Here is a 21,474-nt window from a genome sequence, read left to right as displayed (position 1 = left end):
CTACACGCATGAACGAAGCCACCACCACCGCGGCCGTGCCGCGCTTTTTCGTCGACGCGGCACTGCGCGCCGACGCCACGCTCGCGTTGCCGGCCGATGTCGCGCGCCACGCGCAGGTGCTGCGCCTGCAGCCCGGCGACATGCTCGCGCTGTTCGACGGCACCGGCGGCCAGTACCGCGCGCGGCTCGTCGAGATCGACAAGCGCAGCGCGCTCGCGCAGATCGACACGTTCGACCCGGCCGAAGCCGAGCCGCCCTATCGCGTGACGCTCGCGCAAGGCATCGCCGGCGGCGACAAGATGGACTGGGTGATCGAGAAGGCCGTCGAGCTCGGCGTAACGGCGGTCGTGCCGCTGTCGACCGCGCGCGGCGTCGTGAAGCTCACCGGCGAGCGCGCGGACAAGCGCGTCGCGCACTGGCGCGGCGTCGTGCGCGCGTCGTGCGAGCAATGCGGGCGCAACCGCGTGCCCGACGTCGCTCAGGTCGTCGGCTTCCACGCGTGGCTCGATACGCTGCCGGCCGCACCGGCCGACGGCGAGCTGCGGCTGCTGCTGTCGCCGCGCGCGAGCCTCCCGTTCGCGTCTTTGCCCGACGCGCCGCCGGCCGCAACCGTCACGCTGCTGATCGGGCCGGAAGGCGGGCTGTCGCCCGACGAGGAAAACGCAGCGCGCGCACGCGGGTTCACCGCGCTGTCGCTTGGGCCGCGCGTGCTGCGCACCGAGACGGCCGGCGCGGCCGTGCTCGCCGCGCTCGCCGCGCGCTGGGGCGGGTGGTGATGGCAAGGCGCGGCCGGGCACGCGCCGCGGCATGCCGTCGACGCACCGCGCCGACCCTCACCGCGCCGCGCTCAACGGCTCGATGTCGATGACGGGAGAAGCCTGGAGCGCCGACGCCAGCGCGTCGAGGTTGTCCGCGTCGAGCGCGAGCGCCGGCGCGAAGAACCGCAGCCTCGGGGCCGGCGGCGTCGCCCGGATCGCCTTGATCAGCGGGCCGCGATAGCGCAGGTTCATCATCATCTGGGCCGTCTGCACGATGGTGATCGGCCGGCCGTCATGCTGAAACGTGGCGGCATCCACCGTGTCGTTCCAGCCCTGGATGAAGCCGCCGGCGTCGATCCGCGTGTTCAGGTCGATCCAGCGCTGCTTCTTCGCATCCGCGCCGTCGTCCGATGCCTTCAGCGCCTCGGATGCACGGCTCACGTCGGCATCGTGCTTCGCCCGCCATGCCATGTAGCCGAGCGCGAACACCATGTTGTCCGGCAGGATGTCGTCGTCCTGCACCACGTCGAACAGGCGCCGCGGCGCCTGGTTCGCGACGAACGCCGGCGTCAGGATCCACACGCTCCCGTTGCGCAACGCGCCGGTCGTCCTGCCGAGCGCGGCGTCGCCGCTGTCGACCGCGATGCGCGTCAACAGACCGGCCTCGACCAGTTCGTCCAGTTGCGTCGCCAGTGCCGGCGACGCGTGAATCGCGCCGGCCACCGCTGCATACTGGCCGGGCGTCGAGCGCGTGCGCAGATCGGCAAGCAGCCGCTCGACGGCGACATGCGCCGCCGGCGAAGCCGTCATCGGAGCCGGTTCGGCCGCGCCGGCGTCCGCAACGACCGCGCCGCCGATCAAAACAACGGCTGCGGCAACCCGCAGCCCTCGCGTGAAGATCCTCATCAATCGCTCCCGTTTGCAGGCCCGGTGCGCCGGCGACCCGCGCCGACCGCCGGGATGCCATCGCTCACTGATCGGCTTCGCCGCCCGATTTGCTGATCGGATCGAGCAACGCGTCGACCAGCGGCGACAGCACGTCACCCGGGGAACCCGTGAGCCAGCCCGTTTCGTTCGTGCCGTAGAGGTCGAGCTGCCCTGTCACCGTGCGGCTCATCGGCGCATCGTCATAGACTTTCGCGATGCCCGTGAAATACGCCGTGATGAAGGTCGTCAGGGCCTTGTTGGTTTTCAGGCGCGGATTGCCGAGCTTCTCTTTCAGCGCGTTCACGCCGGGCTCGACGTCCACGACGCGGCACGAAAAATCGACCGTCGCGATCGACTGACCCTCGACGTATTCGTTGGGCTTCTGCGTCGAACCGGTGGCCTTGCATTCGGAACGGGCCAGCCCCTGCTGATACGACGTGATCGACGCGCTGACCGGCCCGCGCAATGCGGAACGGGACTTGGGCGGCATTCTCGCCAGCAAGCCGGTGACCAGGCGCTCGTGCATCGTGTCGCCGAGCTTCGAGACGGCCGCCACGTCGAGCGCGTCCTTGCCGTCGAAGCGCGTGCGCATCGCATCGTTGAACTGCGCCGCCTTCGCGACGTCGCCATTGACGAAGGCACCGAGATACAGGTCGGTGGTCTGCTCGGGCGTCAGCACCGCCGCGTGCGCGGCACCGGCCACGACGAGCATGGACAGCACGGCCGCGCGGGTGGCACGGAACAACGGAAGACGCGCGCCGCGGCGCGCATGAAGGGAAAGGTTCATCGGTCGGGTCATGAAGGGTTCGTATCGCTCGTGCCGGCGTGGCGGCCTCATTGCTGGCTGGCAGCGACCGCCGCGACAACGGGGCCGGACAGCGCGTCGACGACGGGCTTCAGCAGGCTCTCGGGGCTGTCGGTCGTCCAGCCCTTGCGGTCCGAACCGACCATCTCCACCTGCCCCGTGATGCGCCGGGTGACCCGTGCGTCGTTGAACGCGCGCGCCACGCCGATGAACCCCGTCCTGGCCGCCGCGAAGCGCTGCTGATCGGTCTTCGCGTCCTTGCCGGCCGTCATGACCGCGTCGCTCGGTGGCGTGACGTCGGCCACCTTGCATTCGAAACTGACCGTGGCGAGTTCCTGCCCCTTCCCGCCTGCACGCGGCGTGCGCTTCGCACCGGTGGCCTTGCACTGCGAGCGCCGCAACGCGCCCGTGTACGCGACCAGCATCGAGTCGAGCGACGGCGCCAGCGCCTCGCGCCCGGCATCCGACATCGACGCCATCACCTGCCCAAGCATCTGTTCGCGCATCTCGCTGTACATGTCGGCCGGCAGCAGCATGTTCTTGGCATCCTTCGGATCGGCGGTCGCGCTTACCGTGGCGTTGAATTGCTCGACCTTGGCCGCGTCGTTGTTGACGATCGCGCCCAGATAAATGTCGAGGGTCTGTTCGGGGGTGAGCGACGCGGCCTGCGCGGCCAGCGGGATGCCGAGCGACAGGGCGCACGCGGCCAGCGCGTGCACAAGCGGGCGGCGCACACGCGCGCGCGCCGCGAATCGGGTAGCGATCATGGGAAAACGGCCCTCTCTCGAATGATTGGTGTTGTGCGCCCGGCGCGGTGGCCGCGGCCGGGCTGACCGATTGTCGCGGAAAAAGGTGTGCGATGAAAGGTTTTTGTCGGGCCAGATGCTGTGCGCGCGACACGCGCGGACGCAAAAAAGCCCGCTCGAAGCGGGCTTTTTTTGACAGGGTTTCGCCGGATCGGCCGCTGGCCGACGCGCGCTTACGCGAACGAGTAGAACACGCGGAACGCGACCTTGCGCTCGGCCCAGAATTCGGCCGCCTCGCGGAACACGTCGAGCAGCGTCTCGCGCCCTTCCTTGTCGAACTTCTGTGCGATCGGCAGCCCCTCGAGGACGATCACGAAACCGGGCTGCGTGCCGGCCTTCGCGACGAGGTCGGTCAGGGAGTCGTACAGCGCGTCGTAGTTCTTCCCGAAATGCTTCGGGAACAGGAACGACGTCGCGATCGTTTCCATCACTTCCTGCTTCGACTGCGCGGCGCCGCAATACGCATACAGGAAATGCTGGCCGAGCCGGCCGGCTTCGTCGGCGAGATCCTGCACGCGGAACGCGCGGATCGACTGCACGAGATTGGGTCGCACGGTCGTGAAAAGGCTCATAGGCTCCTCGTTCGATGAAAGCCCGGGCTCGGCTTCCTGTTGCTCCGGCGTGCCGCCAGCCTGCGCCGCCGCGTGCAGTTGGATCACGCGCTGAAACAGATTGCCGTCGCCGGCTGCGAACAGTTCCGCCGCCGCCGTTTCGTGCGCGTAGATGGAGTCGCTCATGCCATTCGTCCCGAAGTCATTCAACAATACGTTTAAAACTGTTGTAGTGGTCGCCCGTGTAATAACAGTTGTCGATCCGGCGCAATGGCCCGCCACAGACGATCCGGCGCGCGCCGCGATTGCGGGCACGCGGCGTCGGTACCGTGTACTCATGGTAGTAGCCGCGCTTCGCTTTTGGCAGGATCCGCTCGCGGTTGCCAAACACGACGCCGTCTTTCTCGTACGGATAGGGGCCGCCGGCTCCGATCAGGCCCAGCGTGGTCACGGCCTCGCGCGGAAGACTGGCGGTCGGAATCGTATCGAGCCCGCTCGCCACCACATCGGCCGGTACGGCCTGCCGTGCGTAAGCGGCGGAAACCAGACTGCCCGTCGGCGTGCCGACGATACCCATCGCGAACATCGCGAAGACGGACGCGAGCGCGCCGTTGCGGAGCCACTTGCGTGCCATGAACCAGGGTTCCCGCTGTTAAATCAAGTAGTTGACGACCAACAAAGGCGTTAGCGTAGCGTTATTGGCCGCGCGAATCAATGTCCGTTTGGGAATCGAAAGCGTCGTGATATCCAGAATTGCGCATTTTTTACCGAAATTACACTACATTTACCTTACTTGAGATAAAATGCGACCGGCATCTCTGGCGTGGCGAGACTCTGCCTCCTTGCCGTGCCTGCTACGTTGAGTGGAGAGAGGTGCTGATGTTGCTTGAGGGAAGCGCGTTTGCGCCCTACCCGCGGCGTGCCCATTGCGGGCACGCCTCTTTTTTGCTTTTGTTTACAATTTCGCCCGACGCGCCACGCCGGTTCGACCGGCCTGGCGCGCTCGTTTTGGCTCAGCGCGTGGCGTTCACGTCGGCGACCAGCAGCGCCGCCATGTTGACGATGCGGCGAACGGTCGCCGATTCGGTCAGCACGTGCACCGGCTGCGCAGCGCCCAGCAGGATCGGCCCGATCGCGATGTTGTTGCCCGCGGCCGTCTTCAGCAGGTTGTACGCGATGTTCGCGGCGTCGATGTTCGGCAGGATCAGCAGGTTCGCTTCGCCTTCCAGCGTCGACTCCGGCAGGATTTCCTTGCGCAGCGCCGCGTCGAGCGCGACGTCGCCGTGCATCTCGCCGTCGACCTTCAGCTCCGGTGCACGTTCCTGCAGGATCGCGAGCGTATCGCGCATCTTCTTCGCCGAAGGTGCGTTGCTCGTGCCGAAATTCGAGTGCGACAGCAGCGCGACCTTCGGCTCGATGCCGAAGCGGCGCACTTCTTCCGCAGCCATGATCGTGATCTCGGCCAGCTCTTCCGGGGTCGGATCGACGTTCACGTGCGTGTCGACCAGGAAAATCTGGCGGCCCGGCAGCACGAGGCCGTTCATCGCCGCGTACACGCTGCAGCCCGGGCGCTTGCCGATCACCTGGTCGATGAAGTGCAGGTGACGGTGCGTGGTGCTGATCGTGCCGCAGATCATCCCGTCCGCTTCGCCCTTCTTCACCAGCATCGAGCCGATCAGCGTCGTGCGGCGGCGCATCTCGACGCGCGCGAGCTGCTCGCTGATGCCCTTGCGCGCCATCATCTTGTAGTACGTCTGCCAGAAGTCGCGGTAGCGCTCGTCGTGCTCGGTGTTGACGACCGTGAAATCCGTGCCCGGCGTCAGGCGCAGGCCGTAGCGCTGGATACGGTGCTCGATCACCGACGGGCGGCCGATCAGGATCGGCTTCGCGAGTTTTTCGTCGACGATGATCTGAACGGCGCGCAACACGCGCTCTTCTTCGCCTTCCGCGAACACAACGCGCTTCTTCTCTTCCGGCGCGGCGCGCGCGATCTGGAAGATCGGCTTCATCGTCGTGCCGCTGTGATACACGAACTGCTGCAGATGGACGCGATACGCCTCCATGTCCTCGATCGCGCGCGTCGCGACGCCGCCGTCCATCGCGGCCTGCGCGACGGCCGGTGCGATCTTCACGATCAGGCGCGGATCGAACGGCTTCGGAATCAGGTATTCGGGCCCAAACGACAGGTCCTGGATACCGTACGCGGTCGCGACGATGTCGCTCTGCTCGTGCTGCGCGAGCTCGGCGATCGCGTTGACGGCCGCGATCTCCATTTCACGCGTGATCGTCGTCGCGCCGACGTCGAGCGCGCCGCGGAAGATGAACGGGAAGCACAGGACATTGTTGACCTGGTTCGGGTAATCGGTGCGGCCCGTGGCCAGCACCGCGTCCGGACGCACTTCGAGCGCGAGTTCCGGCAGGATTTCCGGCGTCGGGTTCGCGAGCGCGAGGATCAGCGGGCGCTCCGCCATACCCTTCACCATCTCCTGCTTCAGCACGCCGGCGGCCGACAGGCCGAGGAAGATGTCCGCGCCGTCGATCACTTCGGCCAGCGTCCGCGCTTCGGTTTCACGGGCGAAACGCTCCTTGTCCGGATCCATCAGCTCGGTGCGGCCCTTGTAGACCACGCCGGCCAGGTCGGTCACCGTGATGTTCTCGAGCGGCAGGCCGATGTCGACCAGCAGGTCGAGACACGCGAGCGCGGCCGCCCCTGCGCCGGACGCGACGAGCTTGACCTTCTTGATGTCCTTGTTGACGACCTTCAGCCCGTTCGTGACGGCCGCGGCCACGACGATCGCGGTGCCGTGCTGGTCGTCGTGGAACACCGGGATCTTCATCCGCTTGCGCGCTTCGCGCTCGACGATGAAGCAGTCAGGCGCCTTGATGTCTTCCAGGTTGATCCCGCCGAAGGTCGGCTCCAGCGCGGCGATCACGTCGACGAGCTTGTGCGGGTCCGACTCGTTCAGCTCGATGTCGAACACGTCGATGCCCGCGAACTTCTTGAACAGCACGGCCTTGCCTTCCATCACCGGCTTCGACGCGAGCGGCCCGATGTTGCCGAGACCGAGCACCGCCGTGCCGTTCGTGACGACGCCGACCAGGTTGCTGCGCGCGGTGAAGCGTGCCGCGTTCAGCGGATTCTCGACGATCTCCTCGCACGCGTACGCCACACCCGGCGAGTACGCGAGCGCGAGGTCGCGCTGGTTGATCATTTGCTTGGTCGGGGCGATCGCGATTTTCCCGGGGGTCGGGAATTCGTGATAGTCGAGCGCGGCTTCGCGGAGCTTGGCTTTGGAGGAGGCTTGGGTAGACATGTGTCTCTTGGCGGGCGGATTAGAATGACTCTTCGACGGCATTGTAGCGCCAATCATCGGCCGCCAAACCGGCGATTCAGGTGCAACAGCCGCGACAAAAATGGTCTGAACGGTGCAGGAACGCCGCCGTTCGCCTCGTACAATGCCGTTCCTTCAATCGTTTCGGATCCGCCCGCCGTGCCAGCCGCCCTCTCCGAGTTTTCGCTGATCGAACGCTTCTTCACGCGCCGCGCCGCGCAGGGCGCACGTGCGTCGACGCTCGGCATCGGCGACGATTGCGCATTGATCACGCCCCGATCCGGGAAATTGCTGGCCATTTCGACGGACATGCTGGTGGAGGGCCGCCACTTCTTCCCCGACGTCGCGCCCGACGCGCTCGGCCACAAGACGCTCGCGGTCAACCTGTCCGACCTCGCCGCCATGGGCGCCGAACCGCGTGCCTTCACGCTCGCGTGCGCGCTGCCGCGTGCCGACGCGGCGTGGCTGGAAGCGTTCAGCAACGGGCTGTTCGCGCTCGCCGAACGGTACGGCTGCGAGCTGATCGGCGGCGACACGACGAGCGGCCCGCTGAACCTGTGCGTGACCGTATTCGGCGAAGTCGCGCCCGACGCGGCGCTGCGTCGCGACGCCGCGCGCGACGGCGACGACGTCTGGGTGTCCGGCGCGCTCGGCGATGCGCGCGCGGGGCTCGGCGTCGCCCGCGGCGAATGGACGGCCGGCGCGAACGAAGCGGCCACATTCCGGCAGGCGCTCGAGCGCCCGGAACCGCGCATCGCGCTCGGCCTCGCGCTCGCGGGCGTCGCGCACGCGGCGCTCGACATCTCGGACGGCCTCGCCGGCGACCTGCAGCACATCCTGACGCGCTCGAACGTGCTTGCCGAGATCGACGCCGACGCGGTGCCGCGCTCGGCCGCGCTCGCGACGCTGCCGCCCGACGTACAGCGACGCTGCACGCTCGCCGGCGGCGACGACTACGAGCTGTGCTTTACCGCGCCCGCCGCGGCCCGCGCAGCGGTCGAGGCGGCCGGCGCGAAGGCCGGCGTGGCGGTCACGCGAATCGGTACAATACGCGGCTTGTCCGCGCCGTCGGAGCGGCCCGCGATCGCGTGGCGCGACGCCGCCGGCGCGCCCCTGGCTCTCACGTTGCACGGTTTCGACCACTTCCATGCAGACTGACCCGACGCCCGCACCGCAGGCGACCGAGCCCGGCGCCGCGCCGCGCCCGACCGCGCGCTTCATGCTGTCGCATCCGGCGCATATCGTGTCGCTCGGCTTCGGCAGCGGGCTTGCGCCGCTCATGCCCGGCACGTTCGGCTCGCTGTTCGGCTGGCTCACGTTCGTCGTGCTCAACCGCTACCTGACGGTGCCCGAATGGTGGGCGCTGATCGCGGTCGGCTTCGTGGCCGGCACGTGGCTCACCGGTTTCACCGCGAAGAAGATGGGGTCGTCCGATCCGGGCGCCGTCGTCTGGGACGAGATCGTCGCGATCTGGCTCGTGATGCTGTTCGTCACGCCCGCGACCTTCGTCGGCCAGCTGTGGGCGTTCGTCGCGTTCCGCTTCTTCGACATGCTCAAGCCGCCGCCGATCCGCTATTTCGACCGCCGCCTGAAAGGCGGGATCGGCATCATGGTCGACGACCTGGTTGCCGCGTTCATGACGCTGCTCGTGATCGCCCTGTGGCGCTCCGTCGTCGGCTGACCGATTTCCCGACTCCCGTTTCCCGACGCGCATGCCAACCGATTCCGTCGTCCACCAGCTTGCGATCCGCGCAGGCAACAAGCTGCGTGACGAGCACCTGACGCTCGCCACCGCCGAATCCTGCACCGGCGGCATGATCGCCGCGGCGATCACCGACATCTCCGGCAGCAGCCAGTGGTTCGAGCGCGGCTTCGTCACGTACTCGAACCAGGCCAAGATCGAGATGATCGGCGTGCCGCCCGACCTGATCGACAAGCACGGCGCCGTCAGCGAGCCCGTCGCGCGCGCGATGGCCGAAGGCGCGCTGCGCAACAGCCGCGCGCAGGTCGCGCTGTCCGTCACCGGCATCGCGGGCCCGGCCGGCGGCAGCGAGAAGAAGCCGGTCGGCACCGTGTCGTTCGGCTGGAGCAACCGGCTGCATACCGACGTCGAGACGCTCGTGTTCAAGGGCGACCGCGAACAGATCCGCACGCAGGCGGCCGCGCATGCGCTGCGCGGGCTGCTGAAGCTGCTCGACGAGCGCGAGGGCTGATCGATCGACGGGCGCCCGCGGCGCCCTCGTCGTCGCTTGCTGCTTACTGGATCGCGTCGGGCTTCACGACGATCCAGTTCTTGTCCGCCGTCACCGGCAGGCCGAGCGACTTCTGCTGCGCGGCCGATTCATCCGACCACGCGCGGATCTGCGCCATCTGCTTGTCCTTCTTGTTCACCCACACGCGCACGCCGCCGCGCGCGATGTCGGTCGCGTTCAGCAGCATGTAGCCGTCGGACGTCGGCGTGTCGCCCGCGACGAGCACCGGCTTCTTCCACTGGTCGATCCAGCCGACGATCGAGCCGAGCTTGCCTTCGTACCAGGTCATCGGGTTCATCAGGAACGGCGTGATCACCAGGCTGCGGTTCGCGGCCTCGTCGTACTTGCCGGCCTTGATCTGCAGCCGCGATGTGGTCAGCGCGCCGGTCGCCGGGTTGCGCAGCAGCGTCGTCACGCCGATCACGTTCTGCGGCTTCACGTTGTAGCCGTACTTCGGGTCGGACAGCACGAGCCGCGCGAGCTCCTCGTGCGCGGCCGTCATCACGTAGACCTCGATGCCGTTCTCGCGCAGCGCGTTGTACAGCTCCTGCATCCCGCGGAAGAAGCGCGGCGGGTTCACCGTGCCGTCGACTACCTTGTCGCCCTGCCAGTAGCGGATCGGGATCGGCTTGCCGTCGGCGAGCATCGCGTCGACGTGGCGCTTCAGGTCGGCCAGCGACTGCCCGGCGAACGCCTGCGCGATCCACGGGTAGCAGACCAGGTCGTCGATCTCGCACAGCCGGTAGTAATAGCTCGTCAGCGATTCCTGGTAGTCGGCGGAATCCTTGAACGGGATCAGCTTCAGCGACGGGTCGAGCGTGTCGCGCGTCAGCACGCCGCGGTGCTCGAGGTACGGCAGCAGCGACTCCTCGAGGTCGTAGCGGTAGGTCGTGTTGTCGGCGTCGAACACCGCGTAGTCGCCGCGGTGCGCATGCGCGGCGATCATCTCGTTCAGCGCCTTCGCGCTGTCGGCCGGCCAGTGCGAGAGATCCGCCGCATGGGCGAAGCTCATGCACAGCGATGCGGCAAGCGCGCTCAGAAGACGTCGGGACAGCTTGGGCATGGCGTCGCTCCTTTCTTGACATTTTGGTTACGGATCGATGACAAGCGGGAGCATCGCGCGACTAAATTGCGGGCATGCGGTACGGAAGCGACGGGAAGTTGTCCGCGTGCGCCAGTGCGGGGCGGGCGGAAAGGCGGGAACAGCGAGGGAAACGGCCCGGGCCCGCGCGCGCGGGCCGGCCGGAACCGGCCGCCCGGGAAGGCGGCCGGTGCGACATCAACGATGCGCGTTGATCGTGTCGCGGGTCTTCTGCGCGGCGAGCGCCGCCGCTTCGGCGAAATCCTCGCCGTTGCTCGCGTACAGGATCGCGCGCGACGAGTTGATCATCATGCCGGTGCCGTCGGCCGTGCGGCCCGCGTTGACGGTCGCCTGCACGTCGCCGCCCTGCGCGCCGATGCCGGGAATCAGGAGCGGCATGTCGCCGACGATCCCGCGCACGATCTCGATTTCCTTCGGGAACGTCGCGCCGACCACGAGGCCGAGCTGGCCGTTCTTCGCGTTCCACTTGTTCGCCGCGAGATCGGCGACGACCTGGTACAGCGGCCGGCCGTTCGTGTCGAGGAACTGCAGGTCAGAACCGCCCGGGTTCGACGTGCGGCACAGCACGATCACGCCCTTGCCTTCGTGCTCGAAGTACGGCTCGACCGAGTCGTAACCCATGTACGGGTTCACCGTGACGGCGTCCGCGCGATAGCGCTCGAACGCTTCGCGCGCGTACTGCTCGGCCGTGCTGCCGATGTCGCCGCGCTTCGCGTCGAGGATCACGGGCAGGCCCGGGTGCTGGAGGTGAATGTGCGCGATCAGGCGCTCGAGCTGGTCTTCCGCGCGATGCGCGGCGAAGTAGGCGATCTGCGGCTTGAACGCGCTCGCGTATTGCGCGGTCGCGTCGACGATCTGCCGGCAGAATTCGAAGATCGCGTCGGGCTGGCCGTCGAACTGCACGGGAAAGCGCGACGGCTCGGGATCGAGGCCGACGCACAGCAGCGAATGGGTGCGCTGCCACGCGGCGCGCAGCGATTCGATGAAAGTAAGCGGGGAAGACATGGCGGATACTCGCGGCAAACCGTTGGTAGACCGCGTATTTTACCCGCGTCGCCGGCGCCCTTCGCGCGAAGCGGCGTCGCTACGCGCATCGGCACGCTCGACGGTGAACGAAAAACGCCGCGTGAGCCGCTCGCCCGGCGCGAGCAGCGTCATCCCGTGCGCGGCCGCGCCGCCCGGCAGGTTCACCGCATTGATCGGATGATCGACCGGCTCGAAGCAGAAGAAATCCTCGCCGGGCGGCGTATAGAGCACGTACGCGTCGGCGTCGGCCGCCACTGTCAGCGACAGTCCGCGGCGCGGCCAGCTCACCGTCGCGTGGCCGCCCCAGCCGGTGAACGCATGATTGACGAGCGCGGCCGGCAGCGGATACGCGACGCCGAACTGCCAGGCCGGCGGCACGCTCACGTGCCGCACCGGCAGGAAATCGGCGCCCGACAGCCACAGCCCGCCGGCCGCCGCGGCCAGCTCGGTCACGGCATCGCGTACCAGGAACGGATGCACGCCGAGCCCGAACGGCAGCCGCGCGCGCCCCGCATTCTCGATCGTCAGCGCGATCGACAGCGTCGCATCGTCGAGCTCGAACGACTGGATCGCGCGGAACGCATAGGGCGCGCCGGCGGTGCGATCGAGCGACAGCTGCAGCAACGTGCCGGTCGCATCGTCCACCTGCCACGGCGCGAGCCAGCCGTCGCCGTGGATCGGCAGCGGCTCGTCGCGTCGGTTGCGCGGCACCGCGACGCTGCGTCCGTCGCATTCGAACCGCGCGCCGCCGATCCGGTTCGAGTACGGCAGCAGCGGATAGCACGCGAGCTCGTTCGGATCGGTCGCCGCCTCCGGCTGCTCGCAGCGGCGAAACACCGGCATCAGCGCGCCGTTGTCGCCGCGCCAGTCGAAGCGCGCGATGCCGCCGCCCAGATGCGGCAGCACGTCGAGCCGCAGCGACGCGTTCGACAGCGTGACGGCCGCCGCATGCGCGGCGCCGACGCCCTGCGCGAAGGCAGCCGTCTGCGGGCCGGGGCTGACCGGCTGCGCGGCGGCGGCGAGGCGCGCACGGCGCGACTGGCTGGTGGACGACGATGCGCGCGAGGACGTGGCGGTCATGATGAACTCCTTTCCTTCGTCGAAGAATCGATGCGGGTCGTGCGAACGGTCAGGCCCAGCCGCCGTCGACGATCACGTCCTGCGCGGTGATCATCCGGCTGTCGTCGGCCGCGAGGAACAGCGCCATCCGCGCGAGATCGGCGGGCAACAGCTCGGCATCGAGGCACTGGCCGGCCTTGATCGCCGCGCGGCCTGCGTCGTCGAGCCACAACCGGCGCTGCTTGTCGGTCATCACCCAGCCGGGCACCAGCGAGTTCACGCGGATGCCGAACGGGCCGAGGTCGCGCGCGAGCCCGCGCGTGAGCCCCTGCACGGCGGCCTTCGCCATCGTGTACACGGGATAGCCGCCGTTCTTCAGCATCCAGCTGATCGAGCCGAGATTGACGATCGCGCCGCCCCCCTGCTGCTTCATGTCGTCGATCACCGCCTGCGCGGCGAAGAACTGGTGACGCAGGTTCACCGCGATGCCCGCGTCGAACGACTCGGGCGTCACGTCGCCGATCGCATGGCGCGCGTCGTTCGCCGCGTTGTTCACGAGCACCGCGATCGCGCCGATGCGCGCGCGGATCGCGTCGATCGCATGGCGCAGCGCGTCGATGTCGGTCAGGTCGCACTGGATGAACAGCGGCGCGTGACGCACGTTCGGCACGTGCGCGAGGCGTTCCGCCAACGCGGCACCGGCCGCCGCGTCGAGATCGACGAACGCGACGCGCGCGCCCTGCTCGGCGAAGTGTTCGACGAACGACGCACCGATGCCGGTCGCGCCGCCCGTGATCAGCACCGCGCGATCCTCGAGGCTCGGATAGCGCGCATGGCGCGCGTGGTTCGGGTTCTGCGCGGAAGTGTCGAGTGTCATGCGAATCGTCTCCGTGAAAGCGGTCAGTCGCGGACGCCGCGGTTCTTCAGCTGGTCGAGCAGCACGGCCGCGAGCAGGATCGCGCCGCGCACGAGGTACTGGTAGAACGCGTCGATGTTCAGCAGGTTCATCACGTTCTCGACGGTGCCCATGATCAGCACGCCGATCACGACGCCCGAGATCGTCGCGCGGCCGCCCATCAGCGACACGCCGCCGAGCACGCACGCGGAAATCACGTTCAGCTCGAAGCCCTGCGCGGCATTCGGCTGGCCCGACGTGATGCGCGACGCGAGGATCACGCCGGCGAGCGCCGTCACCGCGCCCTGGATCAGGAAGATGTACACGCGCGTGCGTTCGACGTTGATCCCCGCGAGCCGCGATGCTTCCGGGTTGCCGCCGATCGCGAGCGTGTTGCGGCCGTACACCGTCTGGTTCAGCAGCACGCCGAACGCGATGAAGCACAGCAGCGTGACCCAGATCGGCAGCGACACGCCGAACAGCGACAGCCCGCCGAGCGCGATGAAGGTATCCGACGACACGCCGACCGCCTGCCCCTTCGACACGATGAAGCCGAGCCCGCGCACGATCTCCATTGTCGCGAGCGTCGTGATCAGCGCATTGATGCGCAGGTACGCGATCACCGCGCCATTCACGAAGCCGATCGCGGCGCCGGCCGCGACCGCCGCAATGATCGCGACGAACGTGTTGTCGGTCGCGTTCAGCACCATCGCGCACAGCACGCCCGAGAACGCAACGGTCGAGCCGATCGACAGGTCGAAGTCGCGCGATGCGAGACAGAACATCATCGTGCACGCGACCATGCCGATCTGCGAGATCGACAGCGCGAGGCCGAGCATGTTGTCGATCGAGAAGAAGTGATCGACGGTCAGCGACATCGTGATGAACATCACCGCGAAGATCGCGATCAGGCTGTATTCGGTCAGATGCTGCCACCACTTCCGGCGGTCGCTCTGCTGCGGCACCAGCGCGTCGGCCGACGGCTTCACGGCGGCGCTGCCAAGGTTTTCGTTGACTTGCATGATGGTGTCTCCTGCTCCTGCATCGCACGGCCCGCGCCGCGCGTGTCCGATTCGATTGTCGTGTTCCGTGTCAGGCCGCCTCGACGGCGCTCGTCTGCGGCAGCGCCAGGCTCAGCACCGCGTGCTCGTTCGCCTGGTCGCGCGGCAGCTCGCCCGCGATCCGGCCTTCGCGCATCACGACGATGCGGTCGGACACGCCGAGCACTTCCGGCAACTCCGACGACACCATCACGATCGCGCAGCCTCGTTCCGCGAGCCGGTAGATCACGTCGTAGATCTCGTGCTTCGCGCCGACGTCGATGCCGCGTGTCGGTTCGTCGAGAATCACGACCTTCAGGTCGGGCTCCGCGAGCCAGCGCGACAGGATCGCCTTCTGCTGGTTGCCGCCCGACAGGAAGCGGATCTTCTGCCGCCGGTTCGGCGTCTTGATCTTCAGCCGTTGAATGAAGCGGTCGGCCGTTTCGCTTTCGGCCTTGCGGTTGATGAAGAGCCCCGCACGCAGCGAATGGCGGCGGCAGCTGATGTTGATGTTCTCCGCGACCGACGCGATCGCGATGATCCCCTCTTCCTTGCGGTCCTCGGGGCACAACACGATGCCGTGGCGAATCGCGTCGCCGGTGCGCTTCACGTCGATGCGCGCACCGTCGAGCGTCAGCACGCCCGCGCGCCGGTGATCCGCGCCGTACACGAGCCGCATCAGCTCGCTGCGGCCCGCTCCGACGAGCCCGAAGAAGCCGACGATCTCGCCTGCGCGCACCGAGAAGCTGGCGGGTTCGCGCAGTGCATGGCCGTCGACACCTTCGGCGGAGAACCGCACGTCACCGAGCGTGCGCGGCGCGTAATGATAGATATCCGAAATCTCGCGCCCGACCATCTCGGCGACGAGCCGTTCGCGCGGCACGTCGGCCAGCGATTCGTGCGACGCGATCTTGCGCCCGTCGCGGAAGATCGTGCACGCATCGCACAGCCGGTAGATCTCGTCCATCCGGTGCGAGATGTAGATCAGCGCGCGGCCCTGCGCGCGCAGGTCGTCGACGAGCTTGAACAGCACCTCGGTCTCGCGATGCGACAGCGAACTCGTCGGCTCGTCGAGCGCAATCACGCGCGCATTGCGCATCAGCGCCTTGCAGATCTCGACCATCTGCCGCTGCGCGATCGACAGCCGCCCGAGTTTCGCGTCGGGATCGAGGTCGACGCCCATCGCGGCGAGCCGCTCGCGCACGTAGCGCTTCGCCTCGCGCTTGCGCACCCAGCCGAACGCATTCGGCAGACGGCCGAGCAGCAGGTTTTCCGCGACCGTCAGGTCGGGCACGTACTGCAGCTCCTGGTGGATCACCGCGATGCCGGCCGCGATCGACGCGGCCGCATTCGCGAACTGCACGGGCTGGCCGTCGACCAGCACGCTGCCCGCATCGGGCTGGTATTCGCCGCCGAGAATCTTCAGCAGCGTCGACTTGCCCGCGCCGTTCTCGCCCATCAGGCCATGCACCTCGCCCGCATGCACGTCGAACGAGATGCCGTCGAGTGCGCGCACGCCGGGAAAGACCTTGCCGATATTGTCAAAACGCAGTGCCGCTGACACGTCGTCTCCCCACTTCCGGATCGATCGACCGCCGGCCGCCGCATCGCCGCGGCAGCCGGCGGGCCGCTTACTTCGACGCGAGCCCCATCTCCTCGCGCACCTTCGACACGTTGTCGCGCGTCGCGAGCATGCCCGTCGTCAGCGTCAGCGCAGGTGGCGCCTTGCCCTGCGTGATCCACGTGTACATCAGGTCCGAGGTTTCCTCGCCGTGGCGCTTCGGGCTGATGATCACGGTGCCGTAAAAGCCCGTCGGCTGCGGCTTCTTGAACTCGTTCAGCGCCGAATCGGAACCGCCGATGCCGATACCGATCATGTTGTCCGCCTTGAAGCCGCGCCCTTCGGCCGCGCGCACCGCGCCGAGCACGGCCTCGTCGTTCAGGCCGTACGCAACCCAGTGCTTGAACTGCGGGTTCTTCGTGAGTGCGATGTTTGCCGCGTTGAACGCGTTTTCCGTGTCGGTCTTCGCCTGCGGCGCCGCGATCACGTTCGCCTTCGGGAAGCCGGCGGCCACCAGCGCGTCGGTCGCGCCGCTCGTGCGGTCGTGCGCGGTCGGCAACTGCTCGTAGGTGATGTCGATCGCGCCGACGTCCTTCATGTCCCAGCCGCGTTTCTTGATCTCGGCCGCGATGCCGTCGCCGACCTGCTTGCCGATGTTGTACGCGGAGATCCCCATGTGCGGGACCGACTCGATCGGCTTGCCCGCGCCGTCGACGAGGCGGTCGTCGACCGTCATCATCTTCAGGTTGTGCGACTTCGCCTTCGCGACGATGCCCGGCCCGAGCTTCACGTCCGGCGTGCAGATGATGAAGCCCTGCGCCTTCTGCGCGGACAGGTTGTCGATCGCGCTCATCACCTTTTCGCCGGACGGCGCACCGATCTTCACGAGCGTGAAGCCCTTGTCCTTCGCCGCCATTTCGGCGAACTTCCACTCGTCCTGGAACCACGGCTCTTCCGGCTGCTTCACGAGGAAACCGATCTTGACCGGATCGGCCGCGTGCACGACGGGGCTCCCGATCACCACGGCGGCCGCGGCAGCCAGCGTTACGAACGTTCTGCGTTTCATCTCCAGTGTCTCCTTGTCTTCATCGAACAGGATGCAGCCGCTTGTTGGTTTCGACGCAGCGTGCGCGCGGCCGTCGCACGTGCGGTCTTTCGAATCGTTGCGTCAGTCGTGATACAGCGCCGCGCGCCCGCCATCGACGGTGATGCACGCGGCATTGATGAACGGCGCCTCGTCGGACGCCAGGAACACGGCCGTCATCGCGACCTCCTCCGGCCGGCCGATCCGCTTCATCGGCTGCAGCGCGAGCGTTTCTGCGCGCGCAGCGGCCGGATCGGGCTGCGCGCCCCACCAGTCGCGCGTGAGCTGCGTCTCGATGTAGCCCGGTGCGATCGCATTCACGCGCACGTTGCGCGCCGCGTATTCGATGCCGAGCGCACGCGTGAGGCCCAGCACGCCGTGCTTCGCGACCGGGTACGGAAAGCAGCCCGGGATGATCCTGAACGCGTGCGTCGACGCGATGTTCACGATGCTGCCGCGACCGCGTTCGACCATCCCCTCCAGCGCCGCGCGGCAGCCGTGCCACACGCCGTCGAGGTCGACCGCGAAGCAGCGGCGCCAGTCGTCGTCGGTCATCGTCAGCGGATCGGCGAACACGTTGATGCCCGCGTTGTTCACCAGCACGTCGAGCGGGCCGAACGCCGCCTCGGTCTGCGCCAGCGCATCGCGTACCGCATCCTGCCGCGCGACGTCCGCCAGCAGCGGCAGCACGCGCGCGCCGGCAATGTCGTGCGCAATCCCGGCCGCCGTGCGCTGCGCCTGCGGGAAGTCGAGATCGACGAGCGCGACGGCCGCGCCCTCGCGAACGAACGCGCGGGCGATCGCGGCGCCGATGCCCCGGCCCGCGCCCGTCACCATCGCGACCTTGCCCGCGAGGCGGTTCATCATGCGGCTCCGCCGCGCGCGACGCGCAACCCGGCCTGGAACGCGCGCGCGTTTGCCGCGGTCGCGTCGGCCGACTGGCCGGGGCGGTACAAGGCCGAGCCGAGCCCGAAACCGTTCGCGCCGGCACTGAGGAACGGCTCCATGTTGTCGGGCGAGATGCCGCCGACCGGAATCAGCGGCACCGCGCGGTCGATCACCGCGCGCCATGCCTTCACGACCGGCACGCCGAGTTGCTCGGCCGGGAACATCTTCAGCACGTCGGCGCCATTCGTAAGCGCCGCGAACGCTTCGGTCGGCGTCGCGACGCCCGGGGCGCTCGCCAGGCCGCGCTCGCGTGCGCGGCGGATCACGGCCGCGTCGCTGTGCGGCATCACGATCAGCGCGCCGCCCGCGTCCTGCACGCGGTCGACATACTCGGCGCGCAGCACGGTACCCGCGCCGACGATCGCGTCGTCGGGCAACGCACGGCGCAGCGCCGCGATGCTGTCGAACGGATCCGGCGAGTTGAGCGGCACCTCGACGATCCGGAAGCCGGCTTCGTAGAGCGCATGGCCGTGGTCGGCCGCTTCGGCGGGCGTGATCCCGCGCATGATCGCGATCAGCGGGCACGCGTCGAACGCGCGCATCAGCGCGGTGTGGGGCGCGTACGGCGCGGGCAAGGTCAGGTCGGACGGCATCGAAGGTTCCTCTGCAAACGGTTCATTGGTCAGCGCAGACGGGCTCGCCATCCGCGCGCACGAGCCCGGCGCGCGATGCGATCCGCCACAGGCCACGCTCGGTCGCATGCGCGACGACGCGTGCGTGCGGGTGGCCGAATTCCTGGAGCGCATCGACGTAGCGCGCACACAGACCGTCGTCGCCGATCAGCAGCAGCGGCTGGTCCGCGAGCGCGATGCCGCGCTCCGCGAGCATTGCGTCGAGCGCGTTGAGCTCATGGCCGATCAGCAGGCCGGACAGGTAGTCGCCTTGCGCATCGGGCGCGAGCCGGTCGGTCAGGCCGAGCGTGCGCGTACTGAAGATCGTCGCGAGCAGCCCGGTGTGCCGCGCACCGCGCGCGACCGAGACGCCGCGCACGAATGCGGCGCGATCGGGCGACGCACCGGCGCGCATCGTGCGGCCGAGGATCGTGTGGTCGCGCAGCACCGCGAACAGCTCGCCCGTCATGAAAGTCTGGAAGCGCTCGATCAGCCCGTCCCTCACCCACGCCCATTTCGCATGCGTTCCCGGCAAGCCGATCAGTACCCCTGAACGATCGGTGCCAAGCATGGGATCGCCCGCGAGTGCACCGAATATCTGCGTTTCTTCGCCGCGCATCACGTCGGGCAAGTCGCCCGTGGCGATGACGCCCGGCACGATCGAGATCGTCGTGCCGCGCGCCGCCGTCACCGTGATGAGGCCCGCGACGAGCGCGTCGGCGCCGGCCGGCACGGCGACGTACGGCGCCTCGCGCCAGCCCTGTGCGCTGCCGACCATCCCGGCGGCGAGCACCGGCAGGCCGGGGGTGCGATCGAGCCAGTCGCCGCACGCTTCCTCGAACACCGCGTCGAACGCGCGCGCGCCGCCGCCGGGCACATGCATCACGCCCGCCGCACGGCTGCGCGTGTCGATGAGCGCGCCGTGCGCGTCGTACAGGTAAGCGCGCAGCGACGTCGTACCCCAGTCGAGCGCGATCAGCGACGGGGTGGCGGAGCTGGCATCCGGAACGGGCCGGGTCGAAGTCGTCATCGTTTGATCCTGCGGGTACCCTGCGGCGGGCTCCAGCCCAGTTCCGCGGAAATGGCTCGCGCTTCGCGCTGCACGAGCGGAATCAGTTCGTCCATCCGGTCGTGCGGCATGTACGGAATCGTGCTCGCCACCGACACGGCCGCGACGATCGCGCCCGATGCATCGCGGATCGGCGCGGCCACGCAGCGGATCGACGCCTCGTTCTCCTCGAGATCGAACGTGTAGCCGCCGGCTGCGTAATGCGCCATGCGCTGCAGGAACGCGCTCGTCTCGGGCCGGTTGTCCGGCTTGAAATTGACGCCCGCGAGTGCACGCCGGGCGGCTTCGAACAGCGAGCGCCACGTGTCGGGATCGGTGTCGAGCATCATCGCCTTGCCGATGCCGGTCGACGCGAGCGGCATCCGGTGGCCGACGCGCGAGCGCATCTCGAGGCCGCGCGTGCCGGGAATCTTGTCGATGTACAGCACGTCGTCGCCGTCGCGCACGCCGAGATGGATCGTGTCGAGCGTCGCTTCCGCGAGCGCTTCGAGGTGCGGGCGCGCGACCGCGGTGAGCGGCATCTGCTCGAGCGCGATCGTGCCGAGCTCGATCAGCTTCGGGCCGAGCAGGTAGCCGCCCTGCACCTGGCGCAGGTAGCGCGCCTGCACGAGGCTGCTGACGAGGCGGTGCGTAGTGCTGCGCGTCGTGCCGAGCGCGGCGCCGATCGCGCGCATGTCGCGCGCGCCGTTCGCAATCGCCTCGAGAATCGCAAGACCGCGCAGCAGCGTCTGCGTACCGGCCTGCTGGGCAGCAAGATCGAGCGGCGTGCTGGTCGCGCCGATGCTGTCGGTCAGCGACGCATCGTCCGGCGGCGCGCGCCGGGCGTCGAGGGCAAGTGAGTCGGGCATCTTGGTCATGGGGAGCGGGCTTCTTCAACGGAACCGGTGAAGCCGTTCGTACGATGCCGGAACGGCGTCCGGCATCGCGGCGAGGCGGCGGTCGATGCACCGAGTAAAGCGCCCGGCGAACTTCATGGAAGGTGTCTCCGTGTGCGACGGGCGCCGCGCGATGCGTGGGTCCGAAGCTGTCGATGTGCTTCGGATTGTAGGAGCGCACGCACTCGTCTCCAATATTTGAATGCGTTGCCCAGATAATGAGAATTCGGCGCGAATCCGCCATGTACACGACGTAACGGAGGCGCCATGTGCACGGGGGCGGAACCCGCCGTGCCGCAGGTTCCGCCCCCGTTTGCTCACCGCGCGCCGCGCTTACTGCTGGCTCGTGCTGCGTGCCTGCATGTAGCGCTGGACGTCCGCGAACGACACGCGGCCGTTGCCGCCCGAGTCGATCTGGCGGAAGTGGTTCGCGACATAGCCGAGGCCGGCCGCGCGTGCCTGCGACTCGGTGATCGAACCCGTGTTCTGCGTGTCGGCCGCGCTGAACTGCCGCGCGAGCTTGCGCACCACCTGCGCATGCAGCGCGGCGCCCGTCGTCTGCGTGCCGGCGGTCGGCCTGCGCGCGGCCGGCGGCACGTACGGATCGCCGAGCTGCGCCTGGCGCGCACGCACCGGTGCGGCGGCGTCGCTCGCCTGCGCGAACGCGGATATGGATGCTGCGGCGCCGACACAGGCGAGCGCCACGGCAACGACGATGAAACGATTCTTCATATCAGGCTCCAGTCTGGAATGAGGTCGTCGACGGCAGGCGC

At 68.3% G+C, this 21,474-nt stretch carries 22 protein-coding genes; 4 read left to right on the top strand and 18 right to left on the bottom strand.

The window, feature by feature from the left end; all coding sequences use genetic code 11:
* The first annotated feature begins 8 nt into the window (after positions 1-8).
* Positions 9-776 carry a 16S rRNA (uracil(1498)-N(3))-methyltransferase gene (locus tag BDO18943_RS05545; protein ID WP_175021573.1) on the top strand — a complete coding sequence of 256 codons (768 nt, stop codon included), beginning with the start codon at positions 9-11 and terminating at the stop codon, positions 774-776.
* Positions 777-833: 57 nt separating this feature from the next.
* On the opposite strand, the gene BDO18943_RS05540 is transcribed toward BDO18943_RS05545, so the two are convergent.
* The 6 genes from BDO18943_RS05540 to BDO18943_RS05515 form a co-directional block, all read right to left on the bottom strand.
* Positions 834-1,568 carry a hypothetical protein gene (locus BDO18943_RS05540; RefSeq protein WP_235995843.1) on the bottom strand — a complete coding sequence of 245 codons (735 nt, stop codon included), beginning with the start codon at positions 1,566-1,568 and terminating at the stop codon, positions 834-836.
* A 160-nt stretch (positions 1,569-1,728) separates the two neighbouring features.
* The gene (locus BDO18943_RS05535) at positions 1,729-2,484 is read right to left on the bottom strand and encodes a hypothetical protein (RefSeq protein ID WP_235995842.1); all 756 of its coding nucleotides are present in this window, start codon (positions 2,482-2,484) and stop codon (positions 1,729-1,731) included.
* Between the two features lie 35 nt (positions 2,485-2,519).
* Positions 2,520-3,257 (bottom strand): hypothetical protein, encoded by a 738-nt coding sequence (locus BDO18943_RS05530; RefSeq protein WP_175021570.1) that lies wholly within the window; start codon positions 3,255-3,257, stop codon positions 2,520-2,522.
* 212 nt (positions 3,258-3,469) lie between these two features.
* Positions 3,470-4,033 (bottom strand): barstar family protein, encoded by a 564-nt coding sequence (locus tag BDO18943_RS05525; RefSeq protein WP_043191315.1) that lies wholly within the window; start codon positions 4,031-4,033, stop codon positions 3,470-3,472.
* A 16-nt stretch (positions 4,034-4,049) separates the two neighbouring features.
* The gene (locus BDO18943_RS05520; RefSeq protein WP_043191316.1) at positions 4,050-4,481 is read right to left on the bottom strand and encodes a ribonuclease domain-containing protein; all 432 of its coding nucleotides are present in this window, start codon (positions 4,479-4,481) and stop codon (positions 4,050-4,052) included.
* Between the two features lie 379 nt (positions 4,482-4,860).
* Positions 4,861-7,203, bottom strand: a complete 2,343-nt coding sequence (locus BDO18943_RS05515) for an NADP-dependent malic enzyme (protein ID WP_043191318.1) — start codon at positions 7,201-7,203, stop codon at positions 4,861-4,863.
* Between the two features lie 135 nt (positions 7,204-7,338).
* On the opposite strand from BDO18943_RS05515, the gene thiL reads away from it, so the two are divergent.
* The 3 genes from thiL to BDO18943_RS05500 are packed head-to-tail and all read left to right on the top strand — an operon-like array spanning position 7,339 to position 9,392.
* Complete coding sequence (gene thiL / locus BDO18943_RS05510; RefSeq protein ID WP_175021569.1) at positions 7,339-8,337, top strand: thiamine-phosphate kinase; 999 nt, start codon at positions 7,339-7,341, stop codon at positions 8,335-8,337.
* The gene (locus BDO18943_RS05505) at positions 8,327-8,860 is read left to right on the top strand and encodes a phosphatidylglycerophosphatase A family protein (protein ID WP_175021568.1); all 534 of its coding nucleotides are present in this window, start codon (positions 8,327-8,329) and stop codon (positions 8,858-8,860) included. Before thiL ends, BDO18943_RS05505 begins: the two co-directional genes overlap by 11 nt.
* 31 nt (positions 8,861-8,891) lie before the next feature.
* Positions 8,892-9,392 (top strand): CinA family protein, encoded by a 501-nt coding sequence (locus BDO18943_RS05500; RefSeq protein ID WP_034186407.1) that lies wholly within the window; start codon positions 8,892-8,894, stop codon positions 9,390-9,392.
* A gap of 43 nt (positions 9,393-9,435) precedes the next feature.
* On the opposite strand, the gene BDO18943_RS05495 is transcribed toward BDO18943_RS05500, so the two are convergent.
* The 12 genes from BDO18943_RS05495 to BDO18943_RS05440 form a co-directional block, all read right to left on the bottom strand.
* Positions 9,436-10,494 (bottom strand): haloacid dehalogenase-like hydrolase, encoded by a 1,059-nt coding sequence (locus BDO18943_RS05495; RefSeq protein ID WP_175021567.1) that lies wholly within the window; start codon positions 10,492-10,494, stop codon positions 9,436-9,438.
* A gap of 216 nt (positions 10,495-10,710) precedes the next feature.
* Positions 10,711-11,538, bottom strand: coding sequence for an orotidine-5'-phosphate decarboxylase (gene pyrF / locus BDO18943_RS05490; RefSeq protein WP_043191335.1), 828 nt, complete (start codon positions 11,536-11,538; stop codon positions 10,711-10,713).
* 39 nt (positions 11,539-11,577) lie between these two features.
* Complete coding sequence (locus tag BDO18943_RS05485; RefSeq protein ID WP_175021566.1) at positions 11,578-12,639, bottom strand: aldose 1-epimerase; 1,062 nt, start codon at positions 12,637-12,639, stop codon at positions 11,578-11,580.
* Positions 12,640-12,688: 49 nt separating this feature from the next.
* Positions 12,689-13,495 (bottom strand): SDR family NAD(P)-dependent oxidoreductase, encoded by an 807-nt coding sequence (locus BDO18943_RS05480; RefSeq protein ID WP_175021565.1) that lies wholly within the window; start codon positions 13,493-13,495, stop codon positions 12,689-12,691.
* Positions 13,496-13,518: 23 nt separating this feature from the next.
* On the bottom strand, positions 13,519-14,535 hold the full coding sequence (gene araH / locus BDO18943_RS05475) for an L-arabinose ABC transporter permease AraH (protein WP_175021564.1): 1,017 nt from the start codon (positions 14,533-14,535) through the stop codon (positions 13,519-13,521).
* A gap of 70 nt (positions 14,536-14,605) precedes the next feature.
* On the bottom strand, positions 14,606-16,117 hold the full coding sequence (gene araG / locus BDO18943_RS05470; protein WP_089449879.1) for an L-arabinose ABC transporter ATP-binding protein AraG: 1,512 nt from the start codon (positions 16,115-16,117) through the stop codon (positions 14,606-14,608).
* 67 nt (positions 16,118-16,184) lie between these two features.
* Positions 16,185-17,180, bottom strand: a complete 996-nt coding sequence (locus BDO18943_RS05465; RefSeq protein ID WP_043191343.1) for an arabinose ABC transporter substrate-binding protein — start codon at positions 17,178-17,180, stop codon at positions 16,185-16,187.
* Between the two features lie 102 nt (positions 17,181-17,282).
* Entirely contained in the window at positions 17,283-18,062 is a 780-nt protein-coding gene (locus BDO18943_RS05460; protein WP_175021563.1) for an SDR family oxidoreductase, read from the bottom strand.
* Positions 18,062-18,739 carry a 2-dehydro-3-deoxy-6-phosphogalactonate aldolase gene (locus BDO18943_RS05455; RefSeq protein WP_043191348.1) on the bottom strand — a complete coding sequence of 226 codons (678 nt, stop codon included), beginning with the start codon at positions 18,737-18,739 and terminating at the stop codon, positions 18,062-18,064. The genes BDO18943_RS05460 and BDO18943_RS05455 overlap by 1 nt, the downstream gene beginning before the upstream one ends.
* 22 nt (positions 18,740-18,761) lie before the next feature.
* Positions 18,762-19,787 (bottom strand): 2-dehydro-3-deoxygalactonokinase, encoded by a 1,026-nt coding sequence (locus BDO18943_RS05450; RefSeq protein ID WP_175021562.1) that lies wholly within the window; start codon positions 19,785-19,787, stop codon positions 18,762-18,764.
* Positions 19,784-20,683: an IclR family transcriptional regulator gene (locus BDO18943_RS05445; RefSeq protein WP_175021561.1), complete on the bottom strand. Its 900-nt coding sequence runs from the start codon at positions 20,681-20,683 to the stop codon at positions 19,784-19,786. Before BDO18943_RS05445 ends, BDO18943_RS05450 begins: the two co-directional genes overlap by 4 nt.
* A gap of 351 nt (positions 20,684-21,034) precedes the next feature.
* Positions 21,035-21,433 carry an EF-hand domain-containing protein gene (locus BDO18943_RS05440; RefSeq protein ID WP_175021560.1) on the bottom strand — a complete coding sequence of 133 codons (399 nt, stop codon included), beginning with the start codon at positions 21,431-21,433 and terminating at the stop codon, positions 21,035-21,037.
* Positions 21,434-21,474 lie beyond the last annotated feature (41 nt).

Source organism: Burkholderia aenigmatica, assembly GCF_902499175.1.
Lineage (GTDB): Bacteria > Pseudomonadota > Gammaproteobacteria > Burkholderiales > Burkholderiaceae > Burkholderia > Burkholderia aenigmatica.
Note: the sequence above shows the minus strand (reverse complement) of the source record. Positions and strands in the feature narration are given on the sequence as shown.

Bases quoted from the DNA above. Each gene is read 5' to 3' on its own strand.
- BDO18943_RS05525 (WP_043191315.1), bottom strand. From the start codon at position 4,033: ATGAGCGACTCCATCTACGCGCACGAAACGGCGGCGGCGGAACTGTTC.
- BDO18943_RS05500 (WP_034186407.1), top strand. From the start codon at position 8,892: ATGCCAACCGATTCCGTCGTCCACCAGCTTGCGATCCGCGCAGGCAAC.
- BDO18943_RS05450 (WP_175021562.1), bottom strand. From the start codon at position 19,787: ATGACGACTTCGACCCGGCCCGTTCCGGATGCCAGCTCCGCCACCCCG.
- pyrF (WP_043191335.1), bottom strand. From the start codon at position 11,538: ATGTCTTCCCCGCTTACTTTCATCGAATCGCTGCGCGCCGCGTGGCAG.
- BDO18943_RS05440 (WP_175021560.1), bottom strand. From the start codon at position 21,433: ATGAAGAATCGTTTCATCGTCGTTGCCGTGGCGCTCGCCTGTGTCGGC.
- BDO18943_RS05495 (WP_175021567.1), bottom strand. From the start codon at position 10,494: ATGCCCAAGCTGTCCCGACGTCTTCTGAGCGCGCTTGCCGCATCGCTG.
- BDO18943_RS05485 (WP_175021566.1), bottom strand. From the start codon at position 12,639: ATGACCGCCACGTCCTCGCGCGCATCGTCGTCCACCAGCCAGTCGCGC.
- BDO18943_RS05530 (WP_175021570.1), bottom strand. From the start codon at position 3,257: ATGATCGCTACCCGATTCGCGGCGCGCGCGCGTGTGCGCCGCCCGCTT.
- BDO18943_RS05535 (WP_235995842.1), bottom strand. From the start codon at position 2,484: ATGACCCGACCGATGAACCTTTCCCTTCATGCGCGCCGCGGCGCGCGT.
- BDO18943_RS05465 (WP_043191343.1), bottom strand. From the start codon at position 17,180: ATGAAACGCAGAACGTTCGTAACGCTGGCTGCCGCGGCCGCCGTGGTG.
- araH (WP_175021564.1), bottom strand. From the start codon at position 14,535: ATGCAAGTCAACGAAAACCTTGGCAGCGCCGCCGTGAAGCCGTCGGCC.
- BDO18943_RS05480 (WP_175021565.1), bottom strand. From the start codon at position 13,495: ATGACACTCGACACTTCCGCGCAGAACCCGAACCACGCGCGCCATGCG.
- BDO18943_RS05505 (WP_175021568.1), top strand. From the start codon at position 8,327: ATGCAGACTGACCCGACGCCCGCACCGCAGGCGACCGAGCCCGGCGCC.
- BDO18943_RS05445 (WP_175021561.1), bottom strand. From the start codon at position 20,683: ATGACCAAGATGCCCGACTCACTTGCCCTCGACGCCCGGCGCGCGCCG.
- BDO18943_RS05460 (WP_175021563.1), bottom strand. From the start codon at position 18,062: ATGAACCGCCTCGCGGGCAAGGTCGCGATGGTGACGGGCGCGGGCCGG.
- BDO18943_RS05520 (WP_043191316.1), bottom strand. From the start codon at position 4,481: ATGGCACGCAAGTGGCTCCGCAACGGCGCGCTCGCGTCCGTCTTCGCG.
- BDO18943_RS05515 (WP_043191318.1), bottom strand. From the start codon at position 7,203: ATGCCGTCGAAGAGTCATTCTAATCCGCCCGCCAAGAGACACATGTCT.
- BDO18943_RS05540 (WP_235995843.1), bottom strand. From the start codon at position 1,568: ATGACGGCTTCGCCGGCGGCGCATGTCGCCGTCGAGCGGCTGCTTGCC.
- BDO18943_RS05545 (WP_175021573.1), top strand. From the start codon at position 9: ATGAACGAAGCCACCACCACCGCGGCCGTGCCGCGCTTTTTCGTCGAC.
- BDO18943_RS05455 (WP_043191348.1), bottom strand. From the start codon at position 18,739: ATGCCGTCCGACCTGACCTTGCCCGCGCCGTACGCGCCCCACACCGCG.